The following is a 21,677-nucleotide window of genomic DNA, read 5'->3' on the forward strand; positions in this document are numbered from 1 at the left end:
GTATGTTTCAAACAAGTGTTTGTCAGGCGGAGTAGCCATGGCCCAGTCGGAAACCGTTGAACGCATTCTCGATGCTGCGGAGCAGTTGTTCGCGGAAAAAGGTTTTGCTGAAACCTCACTGCGTTTAATCACCAGCAAGGCCGGGGTCAATCTGGCGGCTGTGAATTATCACTTCGGCTCGAAGAAGGCGCTGATTCAAGCCGTATTCTCGCGTTTTCTCGGACCGTTCTGCCTGAGCCTCGATAAAGAGCTGGAGCGGCGCCAGGCCAAGCCCGAGAACAAGCCGACACTTGAAGAACTGCTGGAAATCCTCGTCGAGCAAGCCCTGGTGGTGCAGCCACGCAGCGGCAACGATCTCTCCATCTTCATGCGATTGCTGGGACTGGCATTCAGCCAGAGCCAGGGTCACTTGCGTCGGTATCTCGAAGACATGTACGGCAAGGTATTCCGCCGCTACATGACGCTGGTCAACGAAGCCGCACCGCGCATTCCGCCGATCGAACTGTTCTGGCGTGTGCACTTCATGCTGGGTGCTGCGGCGTTCAGCATGTCCGGTATCAAGGCCTTGCGTGCGATTGCCGAAACCGATTTCGGCGTCAACACCTCCATCGAGCAAGTGATGCGCCTGATGGTGCCGTTCCTGGCGGCCGGCATGCGTGCTGAAACCGGGGTGACCGACACGGCCATGGCCACTGCGCAGTTGCGTCCGCGCAGCAAATCGACACCGGTTGCCGCCAAGGTTTAACCGCACACGGGTGGGCGCGGCAGCTGACATCCGCTAAGCTAGCCGCCCATGCCGACTCTCGTTCTGAACCCGCTCCCCATTTTTATCGCCGACCTGCAGGGCACAGCCCAGGGCGGCGAATGCGTGCGAGCCAGGTTTATCGTTATCAAGGAATCTCTATGACTGCTGGCCTGCAAGGCTCGTTGATGGTGGACGTCGCCGGTACCTGGCTGACGGCCGAGGATCGCCAATTGTTGCGCCAGCCCGAAGTGGGTGGCCTGATCATTTTTGCCCGCAACATCGAGCACCCGCGTCAGGTGCGCGAACTGAGCGCCTCGATTCGTGCCATTCGCCCCGATCTGCTGCTGGCAGTGGATCAGGAGGGCGGTCGCGTGCAACGCCTGCGCCAGGGCTTCGTGCGACTGCCGGCCATGCGCGCCATCGCCGACAATTCGAACGCCGAATACCTGGCGGAACAGTGCGGCTGGATCATGGCTACCGAAGTGTTGGCCGTGGGCCTCGACCTGAGCTTTGCCCCGGTGCTGGATCTCGATTACCAGCGCAGCGCCGTGGTCGGCACCCGTTCGTTTGAAGGTGATCCGGAGCGCGCGGCGCTGCTGGCCGGTGCATTTATCCGTGGCATGAACAGCGCGGGAATGGCGGCCACCGGCAAGCACTTCCCCGGACACGGCTGGGCGGAGGCGGATTCCCACGTCGCGATCCCGAATGACGAACGCAGCCTCGACGAGATCCGCGCCAACGACCTGGTGCCGTTCGCCCGGTTGAGCAAGCAATTGGCCGCCGTCATGCCGGCCCATGTCATTTACCCGCAAGTCGATTCCCAACCCGCCGGCTTCTCCCGTCGCTGGTTGCAGGACATCCTGCGCGGCGAATTGCAGTTCGATGGCGTGATCTTCAGCGACGATCTGTCGATGGCCGGCGCCCATGTGGTCGGTGATGCTGCCAGCCGAATCGAAGCCGCATTGTCTGCCGGTTGTGACATGGGCCTGGTGTGCAACGACCGCGCCGCTGCGGAACTCGCCCTGAGCGCCGCCCAGCGTTTGAAGGTCAAGCCGTCCGAGCGCATCGCGCACATGCGTGGCCAGTCGTACGCCAGCACTGAATACCGTCAGGATCCGCGATGGCTGACAGCCATTGGCGCGCTCAAAGACGCTCAACTGATTGAATAAGGACTTCACGTTATGACGGTTTACGCGATTATTGGTGGCACCGGCCTGACTCAACTCGAAGGCCTGAGCATTCGTCAGTCGTTGGCGGTGGACACTCCTTATGGCGCACCTTCGGCCGAAGTGCAGATCGGTGAGTATGCCGGCAAGGAAGTGTTGTTCCTCGCACGTCACGGGCACCCGCACCGTTTTCCACCGCATCAGGTGAACTACCGCGCCAACCTCTGGGCATTGAAGCAGGCCGGTGCCGAGGCGATCCTTGCAGTCAATGCAGTAGGGGGGATTCATGCCGCCATGGGCACCGGACATTTCTGCGTGCCGCACCAACTGATCGACTACACCAGCGGCCGCGAACACACCTATTTTGCCGATGACCTGGAGCAGGTCACCCATATCGACTTCAGCTATCCCTACAGCGAATCGCTGCGTCAGCAATTGATCGCGGCGCTGGCGGCTGAAGGCGTCGGCTACAGCAGCCATGGCGTGTATGCGTGCACCCAGGGCCCGCGTCTGGAAACAGTGGCGGAGATTGCGCGCCTGGAGCGTGACGGCTGCGACATCGTCGGCATGACCGGCATGCCGGAAGCAGCGTTGGCACGCGAGCTGGAACTGGATTACGCCTGTCTGGCATTGGTGGTGAACCCGGCAGCGGGCAAGTCGACAGCGGTGATCACCATGGCGGAGATCGAGCAGGCGCTGCATGACGGCATGGGCAAGGTCAAATCCACATTGGCGCGGGTATTGGCGGGTTGAGCTCAAGCGACCGGATGACCTCTCCGGTCGCCTCACGATTCACCGGGTTTCAAGCGGCGTTGATTCCATGACGAGAATAATTGAGCCGTAGCCTCTGGAAGTCGATGACTGCGGGCACCCAGCTTGCCTCTCACCGCTTTCACCCCCAGTCTGATTCCGGCTCAAGATACGAGCGGCTTGCCCATGACTGCCGCGACCCGGATTCGAACCGGCCGCAGTACTTTTCCCGGCCTATACTGCTCACCAGCAAGCAAAGACTTGCCCATCCAGATAACAAACACCGTGCCCCGAGGTTTTCATGCATCCCGCCATTCTCAACCTGAATCAGGTAGAACTTGAACCGCTGCCCGAAGCTCTTGCGCCGACCGGTGAAACGGCCGGGCGCTATCGGCAGCGGATGGCCCGCGTCGGTCAGCAACTGGGTGCGCAAAAGCTTGGCTATCGCTTGTGCGTGCTGGAACCGGGGATGCGTGGCAGTCCGTTTCACAGTCATCGGGTCAATGAGGAAATGTTTTATGTGGTGGCCGGGGAAGGGGAGATCCGTCTCGGGGCCGAGCGTTTTCCCATCCGTGCGGGTGACGTGATCGCCTGCCCGCCGGGCGGTCCGGAAGCGGCACACCAGATCATCAATACCAGCACCGGCGAGCTGCGCTACCTGGCGGTCAGCACCCAGCAATCGCCGGAAATCTGCGAGTACCCTGATTCTGGCAAATACGCGGTGATGGACGACTTCAAGGTCGATGCCGAGGGCAATGCGTCGGGCTTCGTCGCCATTGCCCGGCCGTCTGACGGCGTGGATTACTGGGACGGCGAGTAGGTACGCCACTCGCCAAATGTGCCGTCGGTTTATTCGAGCCGTGCCAGCCGCTCTTCCAGCGCCGCAATGCGCGCCTCCAGCTCTTCGATCCGCTCCACGGAAACACCGCTGCCGGCCCCACGCTCGACCGGATTTTGCCGCGCCGCGAGGATCGCTTCGATATCCGCCGGATCACCCAGCGCATGCATATAGCGATCCTCCCGCTGCCCGGCCTGCCGCGGAATCAGCAACGCTAGACCGCGAGCAATCAACCGTTCAAGTTGATGCACGACCTGTTCGGCATCTTCGAACTCATGCATGCGGCCGCTGCGGGTCAGCAGTTCGTTGACCGTCTGCGGACCTCGCAGAAACAGCAGTCCCGTCAGAATCACCTGTGCCGGCACCAGCTCCAGGGCCTTGTCGACCTTGTGTTCCCAGCGATCGGCCCGGCTGCCCATCACCAGTCTGGTAAACCCGCGACCTTCGAGGGCGCGCAGGCTCTGGCCGACCTGGCCCTGGGTGAGGTTCATCACCGGTTCGCGGCTGGTTTTCTGGTTGCAGGCAATCACCAGGGCATTGAGGGTCAGCGGATAGGTTTCCGGGCTGGTGGCCTGTTTCTCGATCAACGAACCGAGAATGCGGATTTCCGTGCTGTTCAGGCGTGGTTCGTCGAAAGTCGTTTCTTGCTCAGTGCTCATGATGCTGCGTCCTTACCCCGGTTCATAGTCTTCTCCTGCTGGCATGCACTTTAGATTGGCGCGCGCCAATGGCAAATGAATTCGTCGCGCCAACCGACAATGGTCATAAAAGCTACATCAATCCATAACGCTATTTTTACATTCCGGCGGGCACCGTATGCAGGGCCGCGAAATGACGGCTGCGCCTGACAGGCGCGGCGTCAGAACGTATCGACGACGTCACTGGCCTTACTGACTGCAACCTGGAGCAAGGCATGACGCTGAGATTGGGAACGACCCGTAATAATGCGCTGATCAGCGCGTGTCTGCCATGACCGTGCTGGTCACCGGCGCCGCCGGTTTCATCGGTTTTCATACGGTCAAGCGCTTGTGTGAGCAAGGTCTTGAAGTGGTCGGCATCGATAATCTCAACGACTACTACAGCGTGGAACTCAAACACGCCCGGCTCAAGGAGCTGCGTGCCTTGTCGGGCTTTCAGTTCCAGACGCTGGATATCGTCGACAAGCCTGCGCTATTGGCATTGTTCCAGAAGCACGACTTCACAGAAGTGATCCACCTGGCCGCCCAGGCCGGCGTTCGCTATTCGCTGGACAACCCGGACGTGTATGCGCAATCGAACCTGACGGGGTTTCTGAATGTGCTGGAAGCCTGCCGACACCATCGCCCCGAGCATCTGATCTATGCCTCGAGCAGCTCGGTGTACGGCACCAACAGCAAAATGCCGTTCTGCGTCGAAGATGCCGTCGATCATCCGGTTTCGCTGTACGCCGCGACCAAGCGCGCCAATGAGCTGATGGCCCACAGCTACTGCCATCTGTATGGAATCAAGGCCAGCGGCCTGCGCTTCTTTACCGTATACGGACCTTGGGGTCGCCCTGACATGGCGCTGTTCAAGTTCACCGAAGCGATCCTCAACGACAGGCCGATCGAACTCTACAACCAGGGCTTGATGTCGCGGGATTTCACCTACATCGATGACATCGTCGAAAGCATCGCGCGCCTGCGTCCACGTCCGCCGTTGCCGGAGTCGGCTGGCGAGGGCATCAACCGGATTTTCAATATCGGACGCGGCATGCCTGTGGCACTGCTGGATTTCGTCGATTGTCTGGAGTCGGCCCTGGACCGGCAAGCCCGGCGCAATTTGCTGCCGATGCAGGCGGGCGATGTGCTCAAGACCTGGGCAGACGTGTCGGCATTGGCGCAATGGGTCGATTTTCTTCCGCAGGTGTCGGTCGAGACCGGCGTTGCGCAATTCGTGAAGTGGTATCGCCACTTTTATCAGATTTGAAACATTGGCCCTCGATCATGAAAAATCCAGGGAAACAGGGGCCTCTATGAGCCAAGACCTATTTGTATCGGTGCTGATTCCGGCCAAGAACGAAGCAAGCAATCTCACCACGCTGCTGGAAGAAATCCGCATCGCACTGGCGGATGAAGCGTACGAAGTCATCGTTGTCGACGATGGCAGCACTGACGCCACCTTGCAGGCATTGCGCAACACCCGGCACAGCGGCCTGAGCACGTTGCGCATTCTGCGGCATGAGCATTCGCTGGGGCAGAGTACTTCGCTCTACCATGCCGCGCTCGCTGCCCGGGGCCAATGGCTGGCCACCCTCGATGGCGACGGTCAAAACGACCCGGCGGACATCCCCGGCATGCTGGCACTGGTGCGCAGTGAGCGCGCAGGCGTCGACCTGCAATTGGTGGCCGGGCATCGGGTCAACCGCCGCGACACCGCGAGCAAGCGCTGGGCTTCGCGGTTTGCCAACGGCATACGCCGGCGCATGCTCAAGGACCAGACGCCGGACACTGGTTGCGGGCTGAAACTGATCCAGCGCGCGGCGTTTCTGCGTTTGCCGTATTTCGACCATATGCACCGCTACATTCCTGCGCTGATCCAGCGCCACAACGGCCGCATGATCACCCACCCGGTCAACCACCGATCGCGCACGGCCGGGGTTTCCAAGTACGGCAACATTGACCGTGCGCTGGTGGGGGTTCTCGACCTGATCGGTGTCTGGTGGCTGATCCGGCGCACGCGTCTGAATACCCAAGCGCAGGAGATCGACGGATGAACCTGTCCCGCGAAACCCTGTGGCTGGTGGTCGGTTTCAGTGGCCAGATCGCCTTCACCGGACGCTTCGTCCTGCAGTGGCTGTACAGCGAATACAAAAAACGCAGCGTGATCCCGGTGAGCTTCTGGTACCTGAGCATCATCGGCAGCACGCTGTTGTTCGCCTATGCGATTTACCGGCAGGACCCGGTGTTCATCGCCGGCCAGGCGTTCGGCTCCATCGTTTACTTGCGCAACCTGCAATTGATTGCCCGCAGCAAAACCGTGAAGGACTGACCCATGCGCCGAACCCTGTCACCCGGCGTCGAATGCCTGGGGCTGATGCTGCTTGCTCTGTTGTTGGTTGGCGCGGGACTGGGATTGCGCCAGCCGCAGAATGTCGATGAAGAACGCTTCCTCGGTGTGGCGCTGGAGATGCTGCACAACGGTTCGTGGTTGATTCCCCATCGCGCCGCGGAGATTTACGGCGATAAACCCCCAATATTCATGTGGACCGTGGCGTTTTTCACCTGGATCACCGGGATGCCCGCCATTGCCCTGTATATTCCGGGGCTGCTGTCCGCTACTTCGGTCACGGCCATGCTCTACGACCTGGGCCGCCGACTCTGGAACCGGCGAGCCGGTCGAACGGCGGCGCTGTTGTACCTGGCGACCTATCAGACGTACAGCATTCTGCGCACCGGCCAGATCGACAGTTTTCTGATTCTGTTCACTTCGCTGGGCCTGTATGGCCTGGCCCGTCATCTGCTGCTCGGGCCTGCCTGGCGCTGGTTTTACGCCGGATGCGCCGCCATGGGGATCGGCGTGATCACTAAAGGGGTCGGCTTCGTGCCGGCCTTGATGCTGATTCCGTATGCCTACGCGGTGCGCAAAGGCTGGCCCGGTGTGGTGGCGATGCCGGGCGAGGCGCGCAAATGGTGTATGGGTGTTGTGGTGGTGCTGGGCGCGGTTGCCATCTGGCTGCTGCCCTTGGCGCTGTCCATCGCGCTCAATGGCGGCGCTGACGAGATCGCCTATGCGCGGGAAATCCTGCTGCGCCAGACGGCGGGGCGCTATGCCGCAGCCTGGGACCATCGCGAGCCGTTCTGGTATTTCTTCATCAGCGTTATTCCGCAATATTGGCTGCCGTTGGTACTCGCGTTGCCATGGCTGATTCCCGCCTGGGGCCGGCAATTGCGCAAGCGCGACGGTCGAGTGCTGGTGCTGCTGGGGTGGGTGCTGCTGGTCGTGCTTTTTTTCTGCCTGAGCAGCGGCAAGCGCAAGTTGTACATCTACCCGGCATTACCGGGGCTGGTGTTGATTGCCGCGCCGCTGATGCCGTGGCTGTTCAAGCGCTGGTTCCGTCGACGCCTGCTCGGCTGGCGGATATTTCAGGGGGTGGCCGTGACCTGGTTTGCGCTGTGGTTCGCCCGCGGTTTCATCGAGCCGGTCAAGGACGGTGCCAATCCCCACGAGGCGTTGATGGCGCAGGCGGCGGCCATGACCCAGGGCGCCGACCTGGTGTTGGTCAATTGGCGTGAGGGCCATTGGTTGTTCGCAAGGCAGCCGATCGTGCATTTCGGAATGGCGGGTTCAACGGTCGAGCAGGCGGCGCGGTGGCTGCGCGAACATCCGCAGGCGTACGCGTTGGTCCCGGATGATCAGCTCGCCCAGTGTTTCAATTCTCAGGCCGCCCGCGAGCTGGGTGAAACCTCCCGGGCGCAGTGGTCGATCGTCGGTGCCGACGCCGATAACGGCAATTGTCATCCTGGCCCGCCCGGCCATATCTATCGCTTCACCTGGGACCGTGCATCGCTATAATCGACCCCACGTTTTACATCTGTCACCACACGAGACTGCCATGACCATTTCCCTGTATGACGCTTCCGTTCCGGTTTTCAAACAAATGCTCACTGCCCTGAGCGATGTTCTGAACAAGGCCGAAGCCCACGCTACCGCCAAGAACATTGACCCAAATGCTTTCCTGCAAGCCCGTCTGTTCCCTGACATGTTCCCGCTGGTGCGTCAGGTGCAGATCGCGGTGGATTTCGCCAAGGGTGTTTCTTCGCGTCTGGCCGAGATCGAAGTGCCGAAGTACGACGACACTGAAACCACCTTTGCCGAGTTGCAAGCGCTGCTGACCAAGGTTCTGGGTTACATCGGTGAGATCAAGCCTGAGCAGATCAACGGCAAGGAAGGCATCGAGATCGTTACTCGTCCAGGCACGCCGAAAGAGAAGCGCTTCAGCGGCCAGGCTTACTTGCTGAGCTACGGCTTGCCGCAGTTCTTCTTCCACGTCACCACCGCTTATGCACTGCTGCGCCACAACGGCGTGGAAGTGGGCAAGCGCGATTACATGGGCGCGTTCTAAACCGCCCGGGTACAAAAAAGCCCCCGCAGCCTCAGGTTGCGGGGGCTTTTTCATGTGTAGGGATTAGCGCATCACGCCAACTGCTGAACCTTCTCCTTCTCCTTCTCCCCCAAACAAGCCGCCGCCGTAAACAGCACATCAGTAGACGAATTCAACGCAGTCTCCGCCGAATCCTGCAACACCCCGATAATGAAACCGACCGCCACCACCTGCATGGCGATTTCACTGGGAATACCAAACAGACTGCACGCCAATGGAATCAGCAATAGCGAGCCACCCGCCACACCCGACGCACCGCAGGCACAAATCGCCGAAACGACGCTCAACAGAATGGCAGTCGGAATATCCACAGCGATACCCAGCGTATGCACAGCCGCCAGCGTCAACACGGTGATGGTGATCGCAGCACCCGCCATGTTGATGGTGGCGCCCAGCGGAATGGAAACCGAATAAGTGTCCTCGTGCAGCCCCAGACGCTTGCTCAGTTCCAGGTTGACCGGAATGTTCGCCGCCGAGCTGCGGGTAAAAAACGCCGTGATGCCGCTTTCACGCAGGCACATGAGCACCAGTGGATACGGGTTGCGACGCAGCTTCCAGAACACGATTACCGGGTTCATCACCAGCGCCACAAACAGCATGCAGCCCAGCAAAACCGCCAGCAGATGCGCGTAGCCGACCAAGGCACCAAAACCGGAAGTGGCAAGCGTCGATGCCACCAGGCCGAAAATCCCCAGCGGCGCGAAACGAATTACCAGGCGCACGATCAGGGTCACGCCGTTAGACAAATCGCCGAGCACTTCACGGGTGGTGTCACCGGCATGGCGAATGGCAATGCCCATGCCAATGGCCCACGCCAGAATGCCGATGAAGTTGGCATTCATCAGCGCGCTGACCGGGTTGTCCACCACGCTCAGCAACAGACTTTTCAGCACTTCACTGATACCGCCCGGCGCCGTCACCGCGACGTCGTGAGTGGCCAGCACCAGGCTCGACGGGAACATCATACTGGCCACGACCGCGACCACTGCGGCGGCAAACGTGCCGAGCAGGTACAGAAACAGAATCGGCCGGATGTGGGTTTCCTGGCCGTGCTTGTGGTTGGCGATCGACGCCATGACCAGCACGAACACCAGAATCGGCGCGACGGCTTTCAACGCCGAGACGAACACTTTGCCGATAAACGCGGTGGACTTCGCCACCTCGGGCGCAACCAGCGCCAGGGCAATCCCGGCGAGCAGGCCGATGATGATTTGCGAAACCAGGCTCAAGCGTTTCAAGCGTTGCAGTAACGAAGGGGATGAAGCGGTCATAACGGCATCTCTGATTTTATTAGGTGCGGGGTTGTCGCGACATCGGGGCCATTAAATGGGCGATGATCAGGGTGTACGAATCGCAGGGCGCGGACTTTATCACAGCGTCGTCGTCATCCTTCAGACCTGTGACGATCTGCCGCCCGCCGGTTAAACGCGAATTGCAGGTTCGTGCAACCCCCTTCGGAAACACTCTGTTAACATTGCGCATCCTCATTTTCATCTCTGCCAGTGGGCCTTCGGGCTATCGCTGGTGTCGCCGTTTTCTGGAGTTCTGCATGCTGTTGCCCATCCTTCTGTTGTCCGCTGCCGGTTTTACGGTGCTGACCACGGAATTCGTCATCGTCGGCCTGTTGCCGGCGATTGCCCGAGACCTCGAAGTCACCATCCCGCAAGCGGGTTTGCTGGTGACCTTGTTCGCCTTCACCGTCGCCGCGTTCGGGCCATTCCTGACTGCGTACTTCGCCCGATTCGAACGGCGCAAGCTGTTCATCTCGGTGTTGATCATGTTCGGCCTGGCCAACACCCTCGCAGCATTTGCGCCGAACATTTGGGTGATGGCCGTTGCGCGGTTGATCCCCGCGCTCGGGCTGCCGGTGTTCTGGGCGCTGGCCAGTGAGACGGCGGTGGACATCGTCGGGCCGGATTACGCAGGACGCGCCATCGCCAAGATCGGTTTTGGCATCGTCTGCGCCACGGTGTTTGGGATTCCGGTCGGCACACTGATTTCCGATGCATTCGGTTGGCGCAGTGCCTTCGGCATTTTGGCGGTCATCGCGTTTGCCAAGGCGTTGTTGCTGTTTATCTACTTGCCGAAAACCAGCCTGCACCAGCATCAGGTGAGTTTCCGTTCACAGTTCAAGATCCTGCGCAGTCCGCTGATGATTGGGCACGTGTTGCTGTCGATCCTGGTGTTCAGCGGCATGTTCACCGCTTACACCTACCTGGCTGACATCCTTGAGCGGTTGGCCGGTTTCAACGGCACGGTGGTGGGCTGGTGCCTGATGGGCTTCGGCGCAGTCGGCTTGATCGGCAACTCGTTGGGCGGTCGTGCGGTGGATCGTCATCCGCTGATCGCTTCCGTGACGTTCTGCGCCTTCATGATTGCCGGCATGGTGGCGCTGGTGCCGAACATTCATTCGCCACTGGGGCTGGCGGCCGCGATGGGGATCTGGGGAGTGACGCAGGCTGCGTTGTTCCTGGTCAGTCATGTGCGTTTGATGAAGGCAGCGCCCGAGGCGCCGGCCTTTGCCGCGTCGCTGAACATTGCCGGGGCCAACCTCGGGATCGGTTTGGGTGCGATGGTCGGCGGGCGCGTGATCGACAGCGTTGGCTTGGGCGGGCTTGGCTTTGCGGCGGCGGCTTTCATCCTGGCTTCGATTCTGCTGGCCATGGCGCTGATGACCTTCAAGCCCCGCGAAATCTGCGCCTGACACCTTACATCGCGGTGAACAGTTCGCGCCGGGCACCTTCGGTAATCGCAACGATGCCGGGGTGCTTGACCTTGCGTTCCACCGAAATGGCGTAGAACGATTCGGTCACGGCGTCGGTCTGGCCAATCAGTTCCACGCTGCATTGGCGTTTCACTTCATCGGCAATCACGCTCGGGCCGATGAAAATCCCGCTGCCGGATTGGCCAAACGCCTGCATCAGGGCGCTGTCATCGAACTCGCCGACGATGCGCGGCTGGATCTGTTGCTCGGCAAACCAGCGCTGCAAGCGACTGCGCACCACGGTTTCCGGTCCCGGGATCAGCAGTGGCGCGCCGTGCAGGCTGCGGGGGAAATCCTGGCCGTACTGTGCCGCCAGTTCAGGGGTGGCGAAGAAGCTGATCCCGCATTCCCCGAGTTTCTGGCTGTAGCCCTTGATGTCCAGGTGCGACGGCATCGGGCTGTCGGAGATCACCAGGTCGAGGCGCTGAATCGCCAGGTCGGCGAGCAAGCGTTCGAGTTTGTCCTCGCGACAGGTGATACGCAGCGGCTCGCTCAACTCCATGGTTGGTGCAATCAGGCGATAAACGATGGATTTGGGCACAACGTCGGCCACTCCGACCCGAAACAGAATCTGCTGCTCGTTGGGTTGCGCCCGCAACATCAACTCCAGTTCGCCGCCGAGCTGAAACATCTGTTCGGCGTAGGGCAGGGCCTGACGCCCGGCTTCGGTGAGCTCCAACTGTCGGCCAACCCGGCGAAACAATTCGATGCCATACGTTTGTTCGAGCAAGGATATCTGCCCGCTGATGGTCTGCGGCGTCAGGTTCAGTTGCTCGCAGGCACGGACGATGCTGCCGGTCTTGGCCACCACCCAGAAATAATGCAGTTGTCGATAGTTGAGCATGGCGACCTACAGTTCGTTAAAACCGAAGTATAACCGCCAAAAATACGAATTTTCCTGAAGTGTTTGCCTCCCTAGAATGCCTCGCTATCAACGGGCCATCGTTTCGGCCTGTTCGGTTCTATCGAGGAAAGCATCATGAAGCTTAAAACCACGGCACTGCTGATCGCGTCTTTACTGATATTGGCCGGTTGCGACCAGGCTGAAAAAAGCGCTCAGCAACTGATGGGCAAGGCTGCCGAATCCGCCAAGCAGGCGATTGACGACACCCACAAGGCCGCCGAGCAAGCGATCAGCGATGCCACCGGCGGGCTGATCAGCAAGAAAGAACCATCGGGCGACGACAAAGAGAAATCCGAATCTTCGTCCCAGGAAATCTAAACCGTCTTAAACGAGTCAGGACTGACCCATGGAATACCTTTTAGAACTTGCTGCAAGCCCCACCGCCTGGGTTGCCCTGGCTACGTTGGTGGTGATGGAAATCGTGCTCGGCATCGACAACCTGATCTTCATCTCGATCCTGACCAATAAACTGCCGGAGCAGCATCGGCAGAAAGCGCGGCGCATTGGTATCGGCATGGCGCTGATCCTGCGACTGGCACTGCTGAGCACCATCGCGTTCATCGTCCAGTTGACTGAGCCTGTGATCGAGATCCTCGGCCACGCGTTCTCCTGGAAAGACATGATCCTGATCGCCGGTGGCCTGTTCCTGTTGTGGAAAGCGACCACCGAAATCCACCACAGCATGGACCCTGCGCCGGATGATCCGAAGTCGGCCACCTCGACCGTGACCCTGGGCTTTGCCGCAGCGATCGGTCAGATCCTGATGCTGGACATGGTGTTCTCCATCGACAGCATCATTACCGCTGTCGGCATGACCGAGCATTTGCCGATCATGATCATCGCGGTGGTGGTGTCGGTGCTGGTGATGTTGCTCGCGGCGGACCCGTTGGCCAAGTTCATCAACGACAACCCGACAGTGGTGATGCTGGCGCTGGGCTTCCTGATCATGATTGGCATGACGCTGATCGCCGAAGGCTTCGGCGCCCACGTACCGAAAGGCTATGTCTACGCGGCCATGGCGTTCTCGGCCACGATCGAGGGCTTGAACATGATGTCCCGGCGGGCCAAGCAGAAGCGCATCGCCGCTGAAGCGTAACCTGCGATAAACAAAAGGCCGCCTGCGCTCGCAAGAGCTCAGGCGGCCTTTTTTTTTGTTCGGGCCGTTTGAATGCGCGGGTCAATGTGCCGTCGCGTGGCGGGGAGCCGGTTTATCGGTCTTCGCTACCTGAAGGGGGTGGGCAGGGTGATGGTGCCGGCGCGTAATTCGCAGGACGCCCCACAACATGGCGGCGGCAACGGCCAGCCAGCCGGAAATCAACATGATTATGGTCATTGTCAGGCTCATCGGTGCCTCCTCTTTGCCCTGCTGCGGGCACACACTCTCTGCAAGTGACAGTCTAGTCGCTGCCATGTTTCAGGCTATTGACCAAAGGTCGCCTTCATCAACCAGTTCGCTCTATCGAATGCACTGAACTGCCGGTTAAGGCTATACCGCTGCTGCGTGGCGTCCTATGATCGACGGCCAGGCCGGGAGCAGAATGACGGCGATTGAACAACGGAGTGATGAGGGTGCGGGTAATGTCGCGAATTCGAATGGCAGCACTGATTGCCGGTTGTGTTGCGGGTCTGGCCGGCTGCGCGGGAAGCGTTGCGCCTGAGGTCAAGCGGCTGCCGGAACGGGTTGAGCTCAGCGGCACGTTCTACCGCGGGCAAGATTATCAAAGCGGACCTCAGGTCCTGGCGAGCATGCTGTCGCAACAGGGCATTGTGATTACACCGGGTTTGCTCGAAAAACCCCTGCACGTACCGGGCGCCGAAGCGCAATTGCAACAGAACATGCAAAACCTCGCCCGCGAGTACGGCATGGTCGTTTATCCCCTCGACAGCCATTTGCCTGCGCTGCTGACCCAGGTCGCGGCAGGCTATCCGGTGATGGTGCGTTTCACCGAGGGCTCGGCCTTTTGGGCGGAACCGCGTTACGCGATTCTCGCCGGGTACAACCGTCAGAAGCGGACCGTCCTGCTGCGCGCCGGGATGAATCGTCGGGAATTGATGAGCTTCGGTTCGTTTGAGTCGGCTTTCAAGGACGCCGGCGGTTGGGCGGTGCTGATCCAGAAACCGAACCAGATTCCGGCCAATGTCGATCAGCAACGCTGGTTGAAAGCGGCGAGTGACCTGGCTCAGGCCGGTCAGGAGCAAGCGGCGGCTCGTGCGAAGAAGGCACTGGGCGCTCAGTAGCTTTCCGTTCGTCATCTGCATTGCACTGCTGCGCGCGGTTGGCCTCTGAGGAATAAGGGCCCGGATTTTTCCGGGCCAGTTCCAAGGAGGCATTCATGACAAATCCCACTGCACCCACCGGCCCGCACTCGTCTGAGCATTCATCAGGCGACGAGTTGGGTTTTGACCCTGATTCGCCGGACCTCGCCGATCCGCAGGTCGATCCTGTCGGCCCGGCCAAGGCGCCCAAGGATGTAAAGCCTGGCGAGGATACCAAGGCCCCCGCGAAACCTTACGACCCGCTGGCAAATCTGAAACCCTGACGTTCAGTGCGAGGTGTATATGTCGACCGATTCGAGTTTTGACGACAAGCGTCCGGACAGTGTTCCCACCACCCCCGAAGACGACATTGATCCGGTGATGGACCCTGACAGCCCGATGCGCGACCCATTGGCCAGGCCTGTGGTGGTGCCGACCGAACATCCGCAGGGCAGAAGGGATCCGAGTGCCGGCGATGGCATTCCGGATGACGACCAGATGCCGCTGCCGAATGATTAACGCGTGTGTCTAGTCCTGAAATAGGTTTACACCTGTTTCACCCTAACGCCCGATGCACCGCATCGGGCGTTTTGTATTTTAAAGAGAGGTGCGGCCGCTCCTGGTTGTAGATCGTGACGGCCTCTCGCACCATCTGTGTGGCCTGCGCAAAATCCGCAGGTCGGTGGATCAAGAACTCTGTTTTCAAGATGCCGTTGACCCGCTCTGCCAAGGCGTTTTGGTAGCAGTCGTAGCCGTCGGTCATCGAGCAAGTGATGCCATGCTTTGCGTGCATTTCTTGATAAAGGGCCGAGCAGTACTGGGCGCCTCGATCCGAGTGATGGACTAGTTTCTGAACGCTTCGACGTCGCTTCAAAGCCATTCGAAAGGCTTGCACCACGGAGTCGGTGTGCAGACTTTCATGCACGTGATAGCCGACTATTTTTCTCGAAAAGACATCCGTCACTAAACTCAAATAGGCAACGCCATCACGGGTAGGCAGGTACGTAATATCGGCCACCCAGACCTGTTCTGGGCCGGTAGCGACTATTTGTTCCGGGCTTGGTTTCAGCAGATTGGGGTGTCGGCGGAAGCGATGATGGCTGTCGGTCGTCTTGTGATACGCCCGTTTTCTGCGGACCAACTGGCGGCTTTCCCGCAAAACCGCGAACAAACGATCCCGGCCAACATGGAGCTCCTGTTGCTCACGCTGCTCATGCATCATCGAATGCAGCTTGCGAGTGCCGATGCACGGTTGGCGAACACGGACCTTCTCTACAAACGTTATGAGCTGCTGATCCTGGTCGGCCCGAGCCCTGTAGACCCGGTTGCGTTTGTAATAGGCCTGACGGCTTATTCCCATAAATTGGCAAGCCCTGCTGACACTCAGGGTTTGGGTTTGCGCAACGACTTGCCGGGTCGCTTTTTTACGACAGATACGCCGTAGTCATTTTTCAGAACATCGACCACGGCTTCAAAGAATTGGGCTTTCTGAGTTGCCAGCGCCAGTTGTTCTTCGAGTTCTTTGATTCTTTGCTCGGGAGTCAGTGGCAAGGTTGGCTCGTCCATAGGTCTGATCCTCTGGGAACGAATGGAGGCGCCTTGGCTCCAGTCCTGGCGACCATGTTTGCGTAACCAAACCAGCACCGTCGACCGACCCTGAATCCCATAGCGCCGCTGAGCCTCTTTATAACTCAACTCGCCTTTTTCGACCTGGTGGACAACCGATAATTTAAAAGCCAGTGTGTAATCACGCTGACTGCGCTTCGTGCCCGTATCCATTGCACCTTCCTGAAAAGAAGTCAGAAGGTGTAAACCTTATTCAGGACGGGACAGTGGACGAAAAAAAGCCCCGACTGATCGGGGCTTTTGCTGTCAGCGTCGTTACTTCGAGGCTTCAACCACACCGCTCTGACGGTGCTTGAGGTTCTTTTCCGATTTGTATTGCAGGGCCACGGAAGGAACGTCGGCGCCCTTGCCGGTCTCGACCCAGTTGCGAATGCGACTGGCATCGGCAAAGTGCGTGTACTTGCCGAAGGCGTCGAGAATCACCAGCGCCACCGGACGATTGCCCATGCTGGTCACCAGCACGAGACAATGGCCGGCCTCGTTGGTGAAGCCGGTTTTCGTCAGCTTGATGTCCCAGTTCGGCTTGCCGACCAAATGGTCGGTATTGCGGAAGCCCAGGCTGTAGTTGGGTTTGCGGAACGAGACGGTTTTTTCCTTGGTGGTGCTCAACTCGGTCAATAACGGATACTTGTGCGCGGCGATCAGCAATTTGCTCAGGTCGCGGGCGGTAGAGACGTTACGAGGGGAGAGGCCGGTTGGTTCGACGAAGTGGGTGCTGGTCATGCCCAACGCCTTGGCCTTGGCGTTCATCGCGGCAATGAATGCGACATAGCCGCCCGGATAGTGGTGGGCCAGGCTTGCGGCGGCGCGGTTTTCCGAGGACATCAGGGCGATCAGCAGCATTTCCCGGCGCGGCAATTCGCTTTTGAGTTTCACCCTGGAAAATACGCCTTTCATTTCTGGCGTATCGCTGATGTTGATATTGATGTACTCGTCCATGTTCTGCCTGGCTTCGACCACCACGAGACCGGTCATCAATTTGCTGACGGAGGCGATAGGGACAACCACATCGGGGTTGCTGGCATAGATGACTTTGTTGGTCTGCATATCCAGCAGCAACGAGCTGCCGGAAGCCAGCTTGAGTTGTTTCGTATCTCGAGGTGCCGCGGTGGTATCGGCAGCATTGACCGTTGGCGTGATGAACGTCCCTGTAATTGCAAAAAATAGGCTCAGGATGGAAAGACGGATTTTCACGCTGGCAGACTCATAAGGTGTGGATTTGCCGTTCTGTAACGGGCTGTTTCTTGAAAACCGACGCATTTTAGGAGTATGGCTGAAGAACTGTCGATGGTTGTTCAATCAACCGGTGAAAGTCCTTGAACCCCCCCACAAAACAGCGGGTTTCCGGCGAATGGTAGCGTTCATTCTCCGGGCAAAAAGAACCCCGCCATTGGCGGGGTTCTTTTGTTCATCGCTGATGCTCAAGCGTGAACTCAGCTGTGCAGGGTTTCTGCCGCGTACAGCGTGTTTTCCAGCAGGCAGGCGCGGGTCATCGGGCCCACGCCACCAGGTACTGGCGTGATCCAGCCAGCGCGGGGCAGGGCGGTTTCGTAGATGACATCGCCGACCAGTTTGCCGTCTTCCTGACGGTTGATGCCGACGTCGATCACGATGGCCCCTTCCTTGATCCACTCACCCTTGACCAGGCCCGGTTTGCCGGCAGCGACAACCACCAGATCGGCGCGACCGACGTGGCCCGCCAGATCCTTGGTGAAACGGTGGGTGACAGTCACGGTGCAACCGGCCAGCAGCAATTCCATTGCCATCGGACGGCCAACAATGTTGGAGGCGCCGACAACCACGGCGTCCATCCCGTAAAGATCGGCACCGGTGCTTTCCAGCAGTGCCATGATCCCTTTTGGCGTGCACGGGCGCAGCAGCGGAATACGCTGGGCGAGGCGGCCGACGTTATAAGGATGGAAGCCGTCGACGTCTTTGTCCGGACGGATGCGCTCCAGCAATTTGGAAGCATCCAGGTGTTCAGGCAAAGGCAGCTGAAGCAGAACGCCGTCGATTGCCGGGTCGTCGTTCAGGCGATCGATCAGATCGGTCAGCGCTTCTTGAGTGGTTTCGGAAGGCAGGTCGTAGGCTTGGGAAATGAAGCCGACCTCTTCACAGTCTTTACGCTTGTGCGAGACATAAACCTGAGAGGCGGGATCGCTGCCGACCAGGATCACCGCGAGGCCCGGCGTGCGCAGGCCTTGCTGGCGACGCTCGGTAACGCGTTTGGCGATCTGCTGGCGCAGGCTGGCGGCGATCGATTTGCCGTCGATTAGTTGTGCAGTCATTGCGCGTGATTAACCATCGAGAGGGGAAAAAAAGAGAACGCATTCTCGCATGTCATGAGGTGAGGGCAAAGGCGCTTGGTCTGCAAATTCCCCTAACCCCTTTAATTAAATGAATTTTTTTTAAAAAGGATTTGACGACCCCCGGGGGGCTCTATACTATTCGTCGCACTTGTCGGGCACAGCCTAGCACTGGTTAAGAAGGCTGCGCGGAATTACGGTTCTGCAAAGCTGAAAAGCACTTAGTTTGTAGTCCTCCAAGAGTACAGATTAATAAGGCGCCCGTAGCTCAGCTGGATAGAGCATCCGCCTTCTAAGCGGATGGTCGCAGGTTCGAGTCCTGCCGGGTGCGCCATTAGGCAGCTTTGGCACAAGTAGCGCGATATGGTGGGCGTAGCTCAGTTGGTAGAGCACGGGATTGTGACTCCCGTTGTCGTGGGTTCGATCCCCATCGTCCACCCCATATTTCGAAAGGCGCCAGATTAACAGTCTGGCGCCTTTGCTTTAACGGCTATACGCGGATGTGGTGGAATTGGTAGACACACTGGATTTAGGTTCCAGCGCCGCGAGGCGTAAGAGTTCGAGTCTCTTCATCCGCACCAAATAAAGCTTCTCTCATGCCGGTTGGCCTGGTTGGAGCTCAACAAAGAAGTTGTTTGGCTTTTTTGTTACGCAATATGGTGGGCGTAGCTCAGTTGGTAGAGCACGGGATTGTGACTCCCGTTGTCGTGGGTTCGATCCCCATCGTCCACCCCATATTTCGAAAGGCGCCAGATTTAACAGTCTGGCGCCTTTTTTGTTTCAGTGTTTTGAGTATCGGCGGCTGCGGTTCCGGGTCGCAAGGGCAGGGCGTTTCGTCGTATTTATGTTTCTCGATGATGCCGCGTTGCCCGCCGGCCTTGCTTGCAGGGTTGGCTGTCAGGGCGATGATCGGCAACCGCTTCTATATATAGAAGGGTTGGCGCAGAGCCTTGGCGTGATGGGTTGTATTTGCCACCGGGGCGAGATGCATTCGTGCATTCGTCCCTCTAAATTGCCTGCTGCGTTTTTACCCGTTTTCAGTAGGGTGACTTCTTGAGTTTGACCTACTAGAATGCATGCCCTTGATTCTGGGGTCGGAAACGGCCGGCCAACGTCTGTGCAACGAGGAATATCCATGCAAGTTTCTGTTGAAAATACTTCTGCTCTTGAGCGCCGCATGAGCATCACCGTGCCGGCTGAGCGCATCGAGACTCAGGTCAACAAGCGTCTGCAGCAGACCGCCCAAAAGGCCAAGATCGCTGGTTTCCGTCCGGGCAAAGTGCCAATGAGCGAAATCAAGCGCCGTTTTGGTGCTGATGCGCGTCAGGAAGCTGTCGGCGACGTCATCCAGTCCTCGTTCTACGAAGCTGTTGTCGAGCAAAAGCTGAACCCGGCTGGCGCTCCTTCCATCGAGCCAAAATCCCTGGAAGCTGGCAAAGACCTGGAATACGTCGCGATTTTCGAAGTGTTCCCTGAGTTCACCGTTGCCGGTTTCGAAGGCATCACCGTAGAGCGCCTGAGCGCTGACGTGGCTGACGCTGACCTGGACAAAATGCTGGACGTCCTGCGCAAGCAGAACACCCGTTTCGAAGTGGCCGATCGCGCTGCCCAGAACGATGACCAGCTGAACATCGATTTCGTCGGCAAGGTCGACGGTGAAGTGTTCGCTGGCGGTTCCGCCAAAGGTACTCAGCTGGTCCTGGGTTCCGGCCGCATGATTCCTGGTTTTGAAGACGGTCTGGTTGGCGCTAAGGCCGGCGAAGAGCGCGTTCTGAACCTGACGTTCCCAGAGGACTATCAGAACCTCGACCTGGCAGGCAAAACCGCCGAGTTCACCGTGACCGTGAACACTGTTTCCGAGCCGAAACTGCCAGAACTGAACGAAGAATTCTTCGCTCAATTCGGCATCAAGGAAACCGGTCTGGAAGGCTTCCGCGCCGAAGTTCGCAAGAACATGGAGCGTGAACTGCGTCAGGCGATCAAATCCAAGGTCAAGAATCAGGTAATGGACGGTCTGCTGTCCACCAACCCGATTGAAGTGCCAAAGGCTCTGCTGTCCAACGAAGTTGACCGTCTGCGCGTGCAGGCTGTTCAGCAGTTCGGCGGCAACATCAAGCCAGACCAACTGCCGGCCGAGCTGTTTGAAGAACAAGCCAAGCGCCGCGTTGTACTGGGTCTGATCGTGGCTGAAGTGGTCAAGCAATTCGACCTCAAGCCTGACGAAGCTCGCGTTCGCGAAATGATTCAGGAAATGGCTTCGGCTTATCAAGAGCCTGAGCAGGTTGTGTCCTGGTACTACAAGAACGACCAGCAACTGAACGAAGTCCGTTCGGTTGTGCTGGAAGAACAAGTTGTGGATACTGTTCTGCAGAAAGCTAGCGTGACCGACAAATCGGTCTCTTACGAAGAAGCAGTCAAGCCGGTAGAAGCTCCACAAGCCGACTGATCGTTTTTGCGGTAGGAACTACACACCATAAGCCAGCCTTCGTGCTGGCTTATGCGTATTCAAGACATAACTATTTGGGAGTGACTGCAGAGCATGTTCCGTAATTCGTATATTCAGCAGAACTCTGATATCCAGGCCGCAGGCGGCCTGGTCCCGATGGTTGTCGAGCAGTCCGCTCGTGGCGAGCGCGCCTACGATATTTACTCGCGTCTTCTCAAGGAGCGAGTGATCTTTCTGGTTGGTCCGGTAGAGGACTACATGGCCAACCTGATTTGTGCGCAACTGCTGTTCCTTGAAGCGGAAAACCCGGACAAGGACATCCATCTCTATATCAACTCCCCGGGCGGTTCGGTGACGGCGGGCATGTCGATCTACGACACCATGCAGTTCATCAAGCCAAACGTGTCGACCACCTGTATCGGTCAAGCGTGCAGCATGGGCGCGTTCCTGCTGACGGCCGGTGCTCCGGGCAAGCGTTTCTGCCTGCCGAACTCGCGTGTGATGATTCACCAGCCACTGGGCGGTTTCCAGGGCCAGGCATCGGATATCGAAATCCATGCCAAGGAAATCCTCTTCATTCGCGAGCGTCTCAACACGCTGATGGCCAAGCATAGCGGGCGCACGCTCGAAGAAATCGAGCGCGATACCAACCGCGACAATTTCATGAGCGCAGAAGCCGCGCGTGAGTACGGCTTGATCGATGAAGTGATCACCCAGCGCCCCGCTTAAAATAAGCAGCTCAAAATAAGGTGGG

Annotated in this window: 23 protein-coding genes, 4 tRNA genes and 1 pseudogene; 21 read left to right on the top strand and 7 right to left on the bottom strand. The window is 58.7% G+C overall.

Translation table 11 applies throughout. From position 1 onward, the window contains the following. Nucleotides 1-37 precede the first annotated feature (37 nt). From ACM1ZW_RS18620 to ACM1ZW_RS18635, 4 genes are all read left to right on the top strand, one after another. Complete coding sequence (locus ACM1ZW_RS18620) at nt 38-745, top strand: TetR/AcrR family transcriptional regulator (RefSeq protein WP_162437418.1); 708 nt, start codon at nt 38-40, stop codon at nt 743-745. Nucleotides 746-903: 158 nt separating this feature from the next. Further along, nucleotides 904-1,914, top strand: a complete 1,011-nt coding sequence (gene nagZ / locus ACM1ZW_RS18625) for a beta-N-acetylhexosaminidase (protein WP_416739008.1) — start codon at nt 904-906, stop codon at nt 1,912-1,914. A gap of 12 nt (nt 1,915-1,926) precedes the next feature. After that, on the top strand, nt 1,927-2,664 hold the full coding sequence (locus ACM1ZW_RS18630) for an S-methyl-5'-thioinosine phosphorylase (RefSeq protein ID WP_017337565.1): 738 nt from the start codon (nt 1,927-1,929) through the stop codon (nt 2,662-2,664). Between the two features lie 298 nt (nt 2,665-2,962). Further along, nucleotides 2,963-3,481, top strand: a complete 519-nt coding sequence (locus ACM1ZW_RS18635) for a cupin domain-containing protein (protein WP_416739009.1) — start codon at nt 2,963-2,965, stop codon at nt 3,479-3,481. Between the two features lie 29 nt (nt 3,482-3,510). Here ACM1ZW_RS18635 and ACM1ZW_RS18640 read toward each other — a convergent pair whose 3' ends face one another. Next, nucleotides 3,511-4,158, bottom strand: coding sequence for a YceH family protein (locus ACM1ZW_RS18640; RefSeq protein WP_414878654.1), 648 nt, complete (start codon nt 4,156-4,158; stop codon nt 3,511-3,513). A gap of 310 nt (nt 4,159-4,468) precedes the next feature. Here ACM1ZW_RS18640 and ACM1ZW_RS18645 point away from each other — a divergent pair, with 310 nt between their 5' ends. From ACM1ZW_RS18645 to ACM1ZW_RS18665, 5 genes are read left to right on the top strand one after another with little or no spacing between them, the layout of a single operon-like run. Further along, on the top strand, nt 4,469-5,446 hold the full coding sequence (locus ACM1ZW_RS18645) for an NAD-dependent epimerase (RefSeq protein ID WP_017337568.1): 978 nt from the start codon (nt 4,469-4,471) through the stop codon (nt 5,444-5,446). Nucleotides 5,447-5,492: 46 nt separating this feature from the next. Continuing rightward, a complete protein-coding gene (locus ACM1ZW_RS18650; RefSeq protein WP_017337569.1) occupies nt 5,493-6,233 on the top strand; it encodes a glycosyltransferase family 2 protein in 741 nt (246 codons plus the stop codon). Continuing rightward, nucleotides 6,230-6,508 (top strand): lipid-A-disaccharide synthase N-terminal domain-containing protein, encoded by a 279-nt coding sequence (locus ACM1ZW_RS18655; protein ID WP_017337570.1) that lies wholly within the window; start codon nt 6,230-6,232, stop codon nt 6,506-6,508. The genes ACM1ZW_RS18650 and ACM1ZW_RS18655 overlap by 4 nt, the downstream gene beginning before the upstream one ends. Before the next feature lie 3 nt (nt 6,509-6,511). Further along, a complete protein-coding gene (locus tag ACM1ZW_RS18660) occupies nt 6,512-8,032 on the top strand; it encodes an ArnT family glycosyltransferase (protein ID WP_414884694.1) in 1,521 nt (506 codons plus the stop codon). A gap of 40 nt (nt 8,033-8,072) precedes the next feature. Then, entirely contained in the window at nt 8,073-8,582 is a 510-nt protein-coding gene (locus ACM1ZW_RS18665; protein ID WP_414878657.1) for a DUF1993 domain-containing protein, read from the top strand. Between the two features lie 71 nt (nt 8,583-8,653). On the opposite strand, the gene sstT is transcribed toward ACM1ZW_RS18665, so the two are convergent. Next, on the bottom strand, nt 8,654-9,892 hold the full coding sequence (sstT, locus tag ACM1ZW_RS18670) for a serine/threonine transporter SstT (RefSeq protein ID WP_017337573.1): 1,239 nt from the start codon (nt 9,890-9,892) through the stop codon (nt 8,654-8,656). Nucleotides 9,893-10,170: 278 nt separating this feature from the next. Between sstT and ACM1ZW_RS18675 the strand changes: the two genes are divergently transcribed. After that, nucleotides 10,171-11,325 (top strand): MFS transporter, encoded by a 1,155-nt coding sequence (locus ACM1ZW_RS18675; protein ID WP_017337574.1) that lies wholly within the window; start codon nt 10,171-10,173, stop codon nt 11,323-11,325. A gap of 4 nt (nt 11,326-11,329) precedes the next feature. On the opposite strand, the gene nhaR is transcribed toward ACM1ZW_RS18675, so the two are convergent. Then, nucleotides 11,330-12,229: a transcriptional activator NhaR gene (nhaR, locus tag ACM1ZW_RS18680; protein WP_017337575.1), complete on the bottom strand. Its 900-nt coding sequence runs from the start codon at nt 12,227-12,229 to the stop codon at nt 11,330-11,332. A gap of 135 nt (nt 12,230-12,364) precedes the next feature. Between nhaR and ACM1ZW_RS18685 the strand changes: the two genes are divergently transcribed. Then, nucleotides 12,365-12,607 carry a hypothetical protein gene (locus ACM1ZW_RS18685; protein WP_416739010.1) on the top strand — a complete coding sequence of 81 codons (243 nt, stop codon included), beginning with the start codon at nt 12,365-12,367 and terminating at the stop codon, nt 12,605-12,607. Between the two features lie 28 nt (nt 12,608-12,635). Then, complete coding sequence (locus tag ACM1ZW_RS18690; RefSeq protein ID WP_017337577.1) at nt 12,636-13,385, top strand: TerC family protein; 750 nt, start codon at nt 12,636-12,638, stop codon at nt 13,383-13,385. A gap of 81 nt (nt 13,386-13,466) precedes the next feature. Here ACM1ZW_RS18690 and ACM1ZW_RS18695 read toward each other — a convergent pair whose 3' ends face one another. Continuing rightward, nucleotides 13,467-13,634 carry a hypothetical protein gene (locus ACM1ZW_RS18695; protein ID WP_017337578.1) on the bottom strand — a complete coding sequence of 56 codons (168 nt, stop codon included), beginning with the start codon at nt 13,632-13,634 and terminating at the stop codon, nt 13,467-13,469. 166 nt (nt 13,635-13,800) lie between these two features. Between ACM1ZW_RS18695 and ACM1ZW_RS18700 the strand changes: the two are divergent. From ACM1ZW_RS18700 to ACM1ZW_RS18710, 3 genes and pseudogenes are all read left to right on the top strand, one after another. Continuing rightward, nucleotides 13,801-14,527, top strand: a pseudogene (locus ACM1ZW_RS18700) (peptidase C39 family protein). A gap of 95 nt (nt 14,528-14,622) precedes the next feature. Then, complete coding sequence (locus ACM1ZW_RS18705; protein ID WP_017337580.1) at nt 14,623-14,829, top strand: DUF6021 family protein; 207 nt, start codon at nt 14,623-14,625, stop codon at nt 14,827-14,829. 19 nt (nt 14,830-14,848) lie between these two features. Then, nucleotides 14,849-15,064: a hypothetical protein gene (locus tag ACM1ZW_RS18710; protein ID WP_017337581.1), complete on the top strand. Its 216-nt coding sequence runs from the start codon at nt 14,849-14,851 to the stop codon at nt 15,062-15,064. A 37-nt stretch (nt 15,065-15,101) separates the two neighbouring features. Here the strand turns inward: ACM1ZW_RS18710 and ACM1ZW_RS18715 are convergent. From ACM1ZW_RS18715 to folD, 3 genes are all read right to left on the bottom strand, one after another. After that, nucleotides 15,102-16,324, bottom strand: a protein-coding gene (locus tag ACM1ZW_RS18715; RefSeq protein WP_416739011.1) for an IS3 family transposase whose coding sequence is annotated in 2 segments (ribosomal slippage) — nt 15,102-15,973 and nt 15,973-16,324 — 1,224 coding nt in all. Because the reading frame shifts where the segments join, the coding sequence is not laid out codon by codon here. Nucleotides 16,325-16,426: 102 nt separating this feature from the next. Then, a complete protein-coding gene (gene pbpG, locus ACM1ZW_RS18720) occupies nt 16,427-17,365 on the bottom strand; it encodes a D-alanyl-D-alanine endopeptidase (protein WP_017337582.1) in 939 nt (312 codons plus the stop codon). Nucleotides 17,366-17,604: 239 nt separating this feature from the next. Then, nucleotides 17,605-18,459 carry a bifunctional methylenetetrahydrofolate dehydrogenase/methenyltetrahydrofolate cyclohydrolase FolD gene (folD, locus tag ACM1ZW_RS18725; protein ID WP_414878661.1) on the bottom strand — a complete coding sequence of 285 codons (855 nt, stop codon included), beginning with the start codon at nt 18,457-18,459 and terminating at the stop codon, nt 17,605-17,607. A 275-nt stretch (nt 18,460-18,734) separates the two neighbouring features. Between folD and ACM1ZW_RS18730 the strand changes: the two genes are divergently transcribed. From ACM1ZW_RS18730 to clpP, 6 genes are all read left to right on the top strand, one after another. Then, nucleotides 18,735-18,811: transfer RNA gene (locus ACM1ZW_RS18730), tRNA-Arg, on the top strand. Nucleotides 18,812-18,843: 32 nt separating this feature from the next. Continuing rightward, nucleotides 18,844-18,919 (top strand) — tRNA-His (locus tag ACM1ZW_RS18735). Nucleotides 18,920-18,973: 54 nt separating this feature from the next. Next, a tRNA-Leu gene (locus ACM1ZW_RS18740) sits at nt 18,974-19,058 on the top strand. Between the two features lie 78 nt (nt 19,059-19,136). Further along, nucleotides 19,137-19,212, top strand: a tRNA-His gene (locus ACM1ZW_RS18745). 400 nt (nt 19,213-19,612) lie between these two features. Further along, nucleotides 19,613-20,923 (top strand): trigger factor, encoded by a 1,311-nt coding sequence (gene tig / locus ACM1ZW_RS18750; RefSeq protein WP_017339699.1) that lies wholly within the window; start codon nt 19,613-19,615, stop codon nt 20,921-20,923. 93 nt (nt 20,924-21,016) lie between these two features. After that, nucleotides 21,017-21,652: an ATP-dependent Clp endopeptidase proteolytic subunit ClpP gene (gene clpP, locus ACM1ZW_RS18755; RefSeq protein WP_017339698.1), complete on the top strand. Its 636-nt coding sequence runs from the start codon at nt 21,017-21,019 to the stop codon at nt 21,650-21,652. Nucleotides 21,653-21,677: the final 25 nt, after the last annotated feature.

It is taken from the genome of Pseudomonas sp. NFX71 (assembly GCF_048079215.1).
Lineage (GTDB): Bacteria > Pseudomonadota > Gammaproteobacteria > Pseudomonadales > Pseudomonadaceae > Aquipseudomonas > Aquipseudomonas fluorescens_B.

Coding starts and splice junctions, on each gene's coding strand:
- ACM1ZW_RS18660 (WP_414884694.1), top strand. CDS start 6,512: ATGCGCCGAACCCTGTCACCCGGCGTCGAATGCCTGGGGCTGATGCTG.
- ACM1ZW_RS18665 (WP_414878657.1), top strand. CDS start 8,073: ATGACCATTTCCCTGTATGACGCTTCCGTTCCGGTTTTCAAACAAATG.
- ACM1ZW_RS18685 (WP_416739010.1), top strand. CDS start 12,365: ATGAAGCTTAAAACCACGGCACTGCTGATCGCGTCTTTACTGATATTG.
- sstT (WP_017337573.1), bottom strand. CDS start 9,892: ATGACCGCTTCATCCCCTTCGTTACTGCAACGCTTGAAACGCTTGAGC.
- ACM1ZW_RS18650 (WP_017337569.1), top strand. CDS start 5,493: ATGAGCCAAGACCTATTTGTATCGGTGCTGATTCCGGCCAAGAACGAA.
- ACM1ZW_RS18640 (WP_414878654.1), bottom strand. CDS start 4,158: ATGAGCACTGAGCAAGAAACGACTTTCGACGAACCACGCCTGAACAGC.
- ACM1ZW_RS18675 (WP_017337574.1), top strand. CDS start 10,171: ATGCTGTTGCCCATCCTTCTGTTGTCCGCTGCCGGTTTTACGGTGCTG.
- ACM1ZW_RS18655 (WP_017337570.1), top strand. CDS start 6,230: ATGAACCTGTCCCGCGAAACCCTGTGGCTGGTGGTCGGTTTCAGTGGC.
- ACM1ZW_RS18630 (WP_017337565.1), top strand. CDS start 1,927: ATGACGGTTTACGCGATTATTGGTGGCACCGGCCTGACTCAACTCGAA.
- nagZ (WP_416739008.1), top strand. CDS start 904: ATGACTGCTGGCCTGCAAGGCTCGTTGATGGTGGACGTCGCCGGTACC.
- ACM1ZW_RS18635 (WP_416739009.1), top strand. CDS start 2,963: ATGCATCCCGCCATTCTCAACCTGAATCAGGTAGAACTTGAACCGCTG.
- nhaR (WP_017337575.1), bottom strand. CDS start 12,229: ATGCTCAACTATCGACAACTGCATTATTTCTGGGTGGTGGCCAAGACC.
- ACM1ZW_RS18695 (WP_017337578.1), bottom strand. CDS start 13,634: ATGAGCCTGACAATGACCATAATCATGTTGATTTCCGGCTGGCTGGCC.
- ACM1ZW_RS18690 (WP_017337577.1), top strand. CDS start 12,636: ATGGAATACCTTTTAGAACTTGCTGCAAGCCCCACCGCCTGGGTTGCC.
- ACM1ZW_RS18620 (WP_162437418.1), top strand. CDS start 38: ATGGCCCAGTCGGAAACCGTTGAACGCATTCTCGATGCTGCGGAGCAG.
- folD (WP_414878661.1), bottom strand. CDS start 18,459: ATGACTGCACAACTAATCGACGGCAAATCGATCGCCGCCAGCCTGCGC.
- ACM1ZW_RS18645 (WP_017337568.1), top strand. CDS start 4,469: ATGACCGTGCTGGTCACCGGCGCCGCCGGTTTCATCGGTTTTCATACG.
- tig (WP_017339699.1), top strand. CDS start 19,613: ATGCAAGTTTCTGTTGAAAATACTTCTGCTCTTGAGCGCCGCATGAGC.
- ACM1ZW_RS18705 (WP_017337580.1), top strand. CDS start 14,623: ATGACAAATCCCACTGCACCCACCGGCCCGCACTCGTCTGAGCATTCA.
- ACM1ZW_RS18710 (WP_017337581.1), top strand. CDS start 14,849: ATGTCGACCGATTCGAGTTTTGACGACAAGCGTCCGGACAGTGTTCCC.
- clpP (WP_017339698.1), top strand. CDS start 21,017: ATGTTCCGTAATTCGTATATTCAGCAGAACTCTGATATCCAGGCCGCA.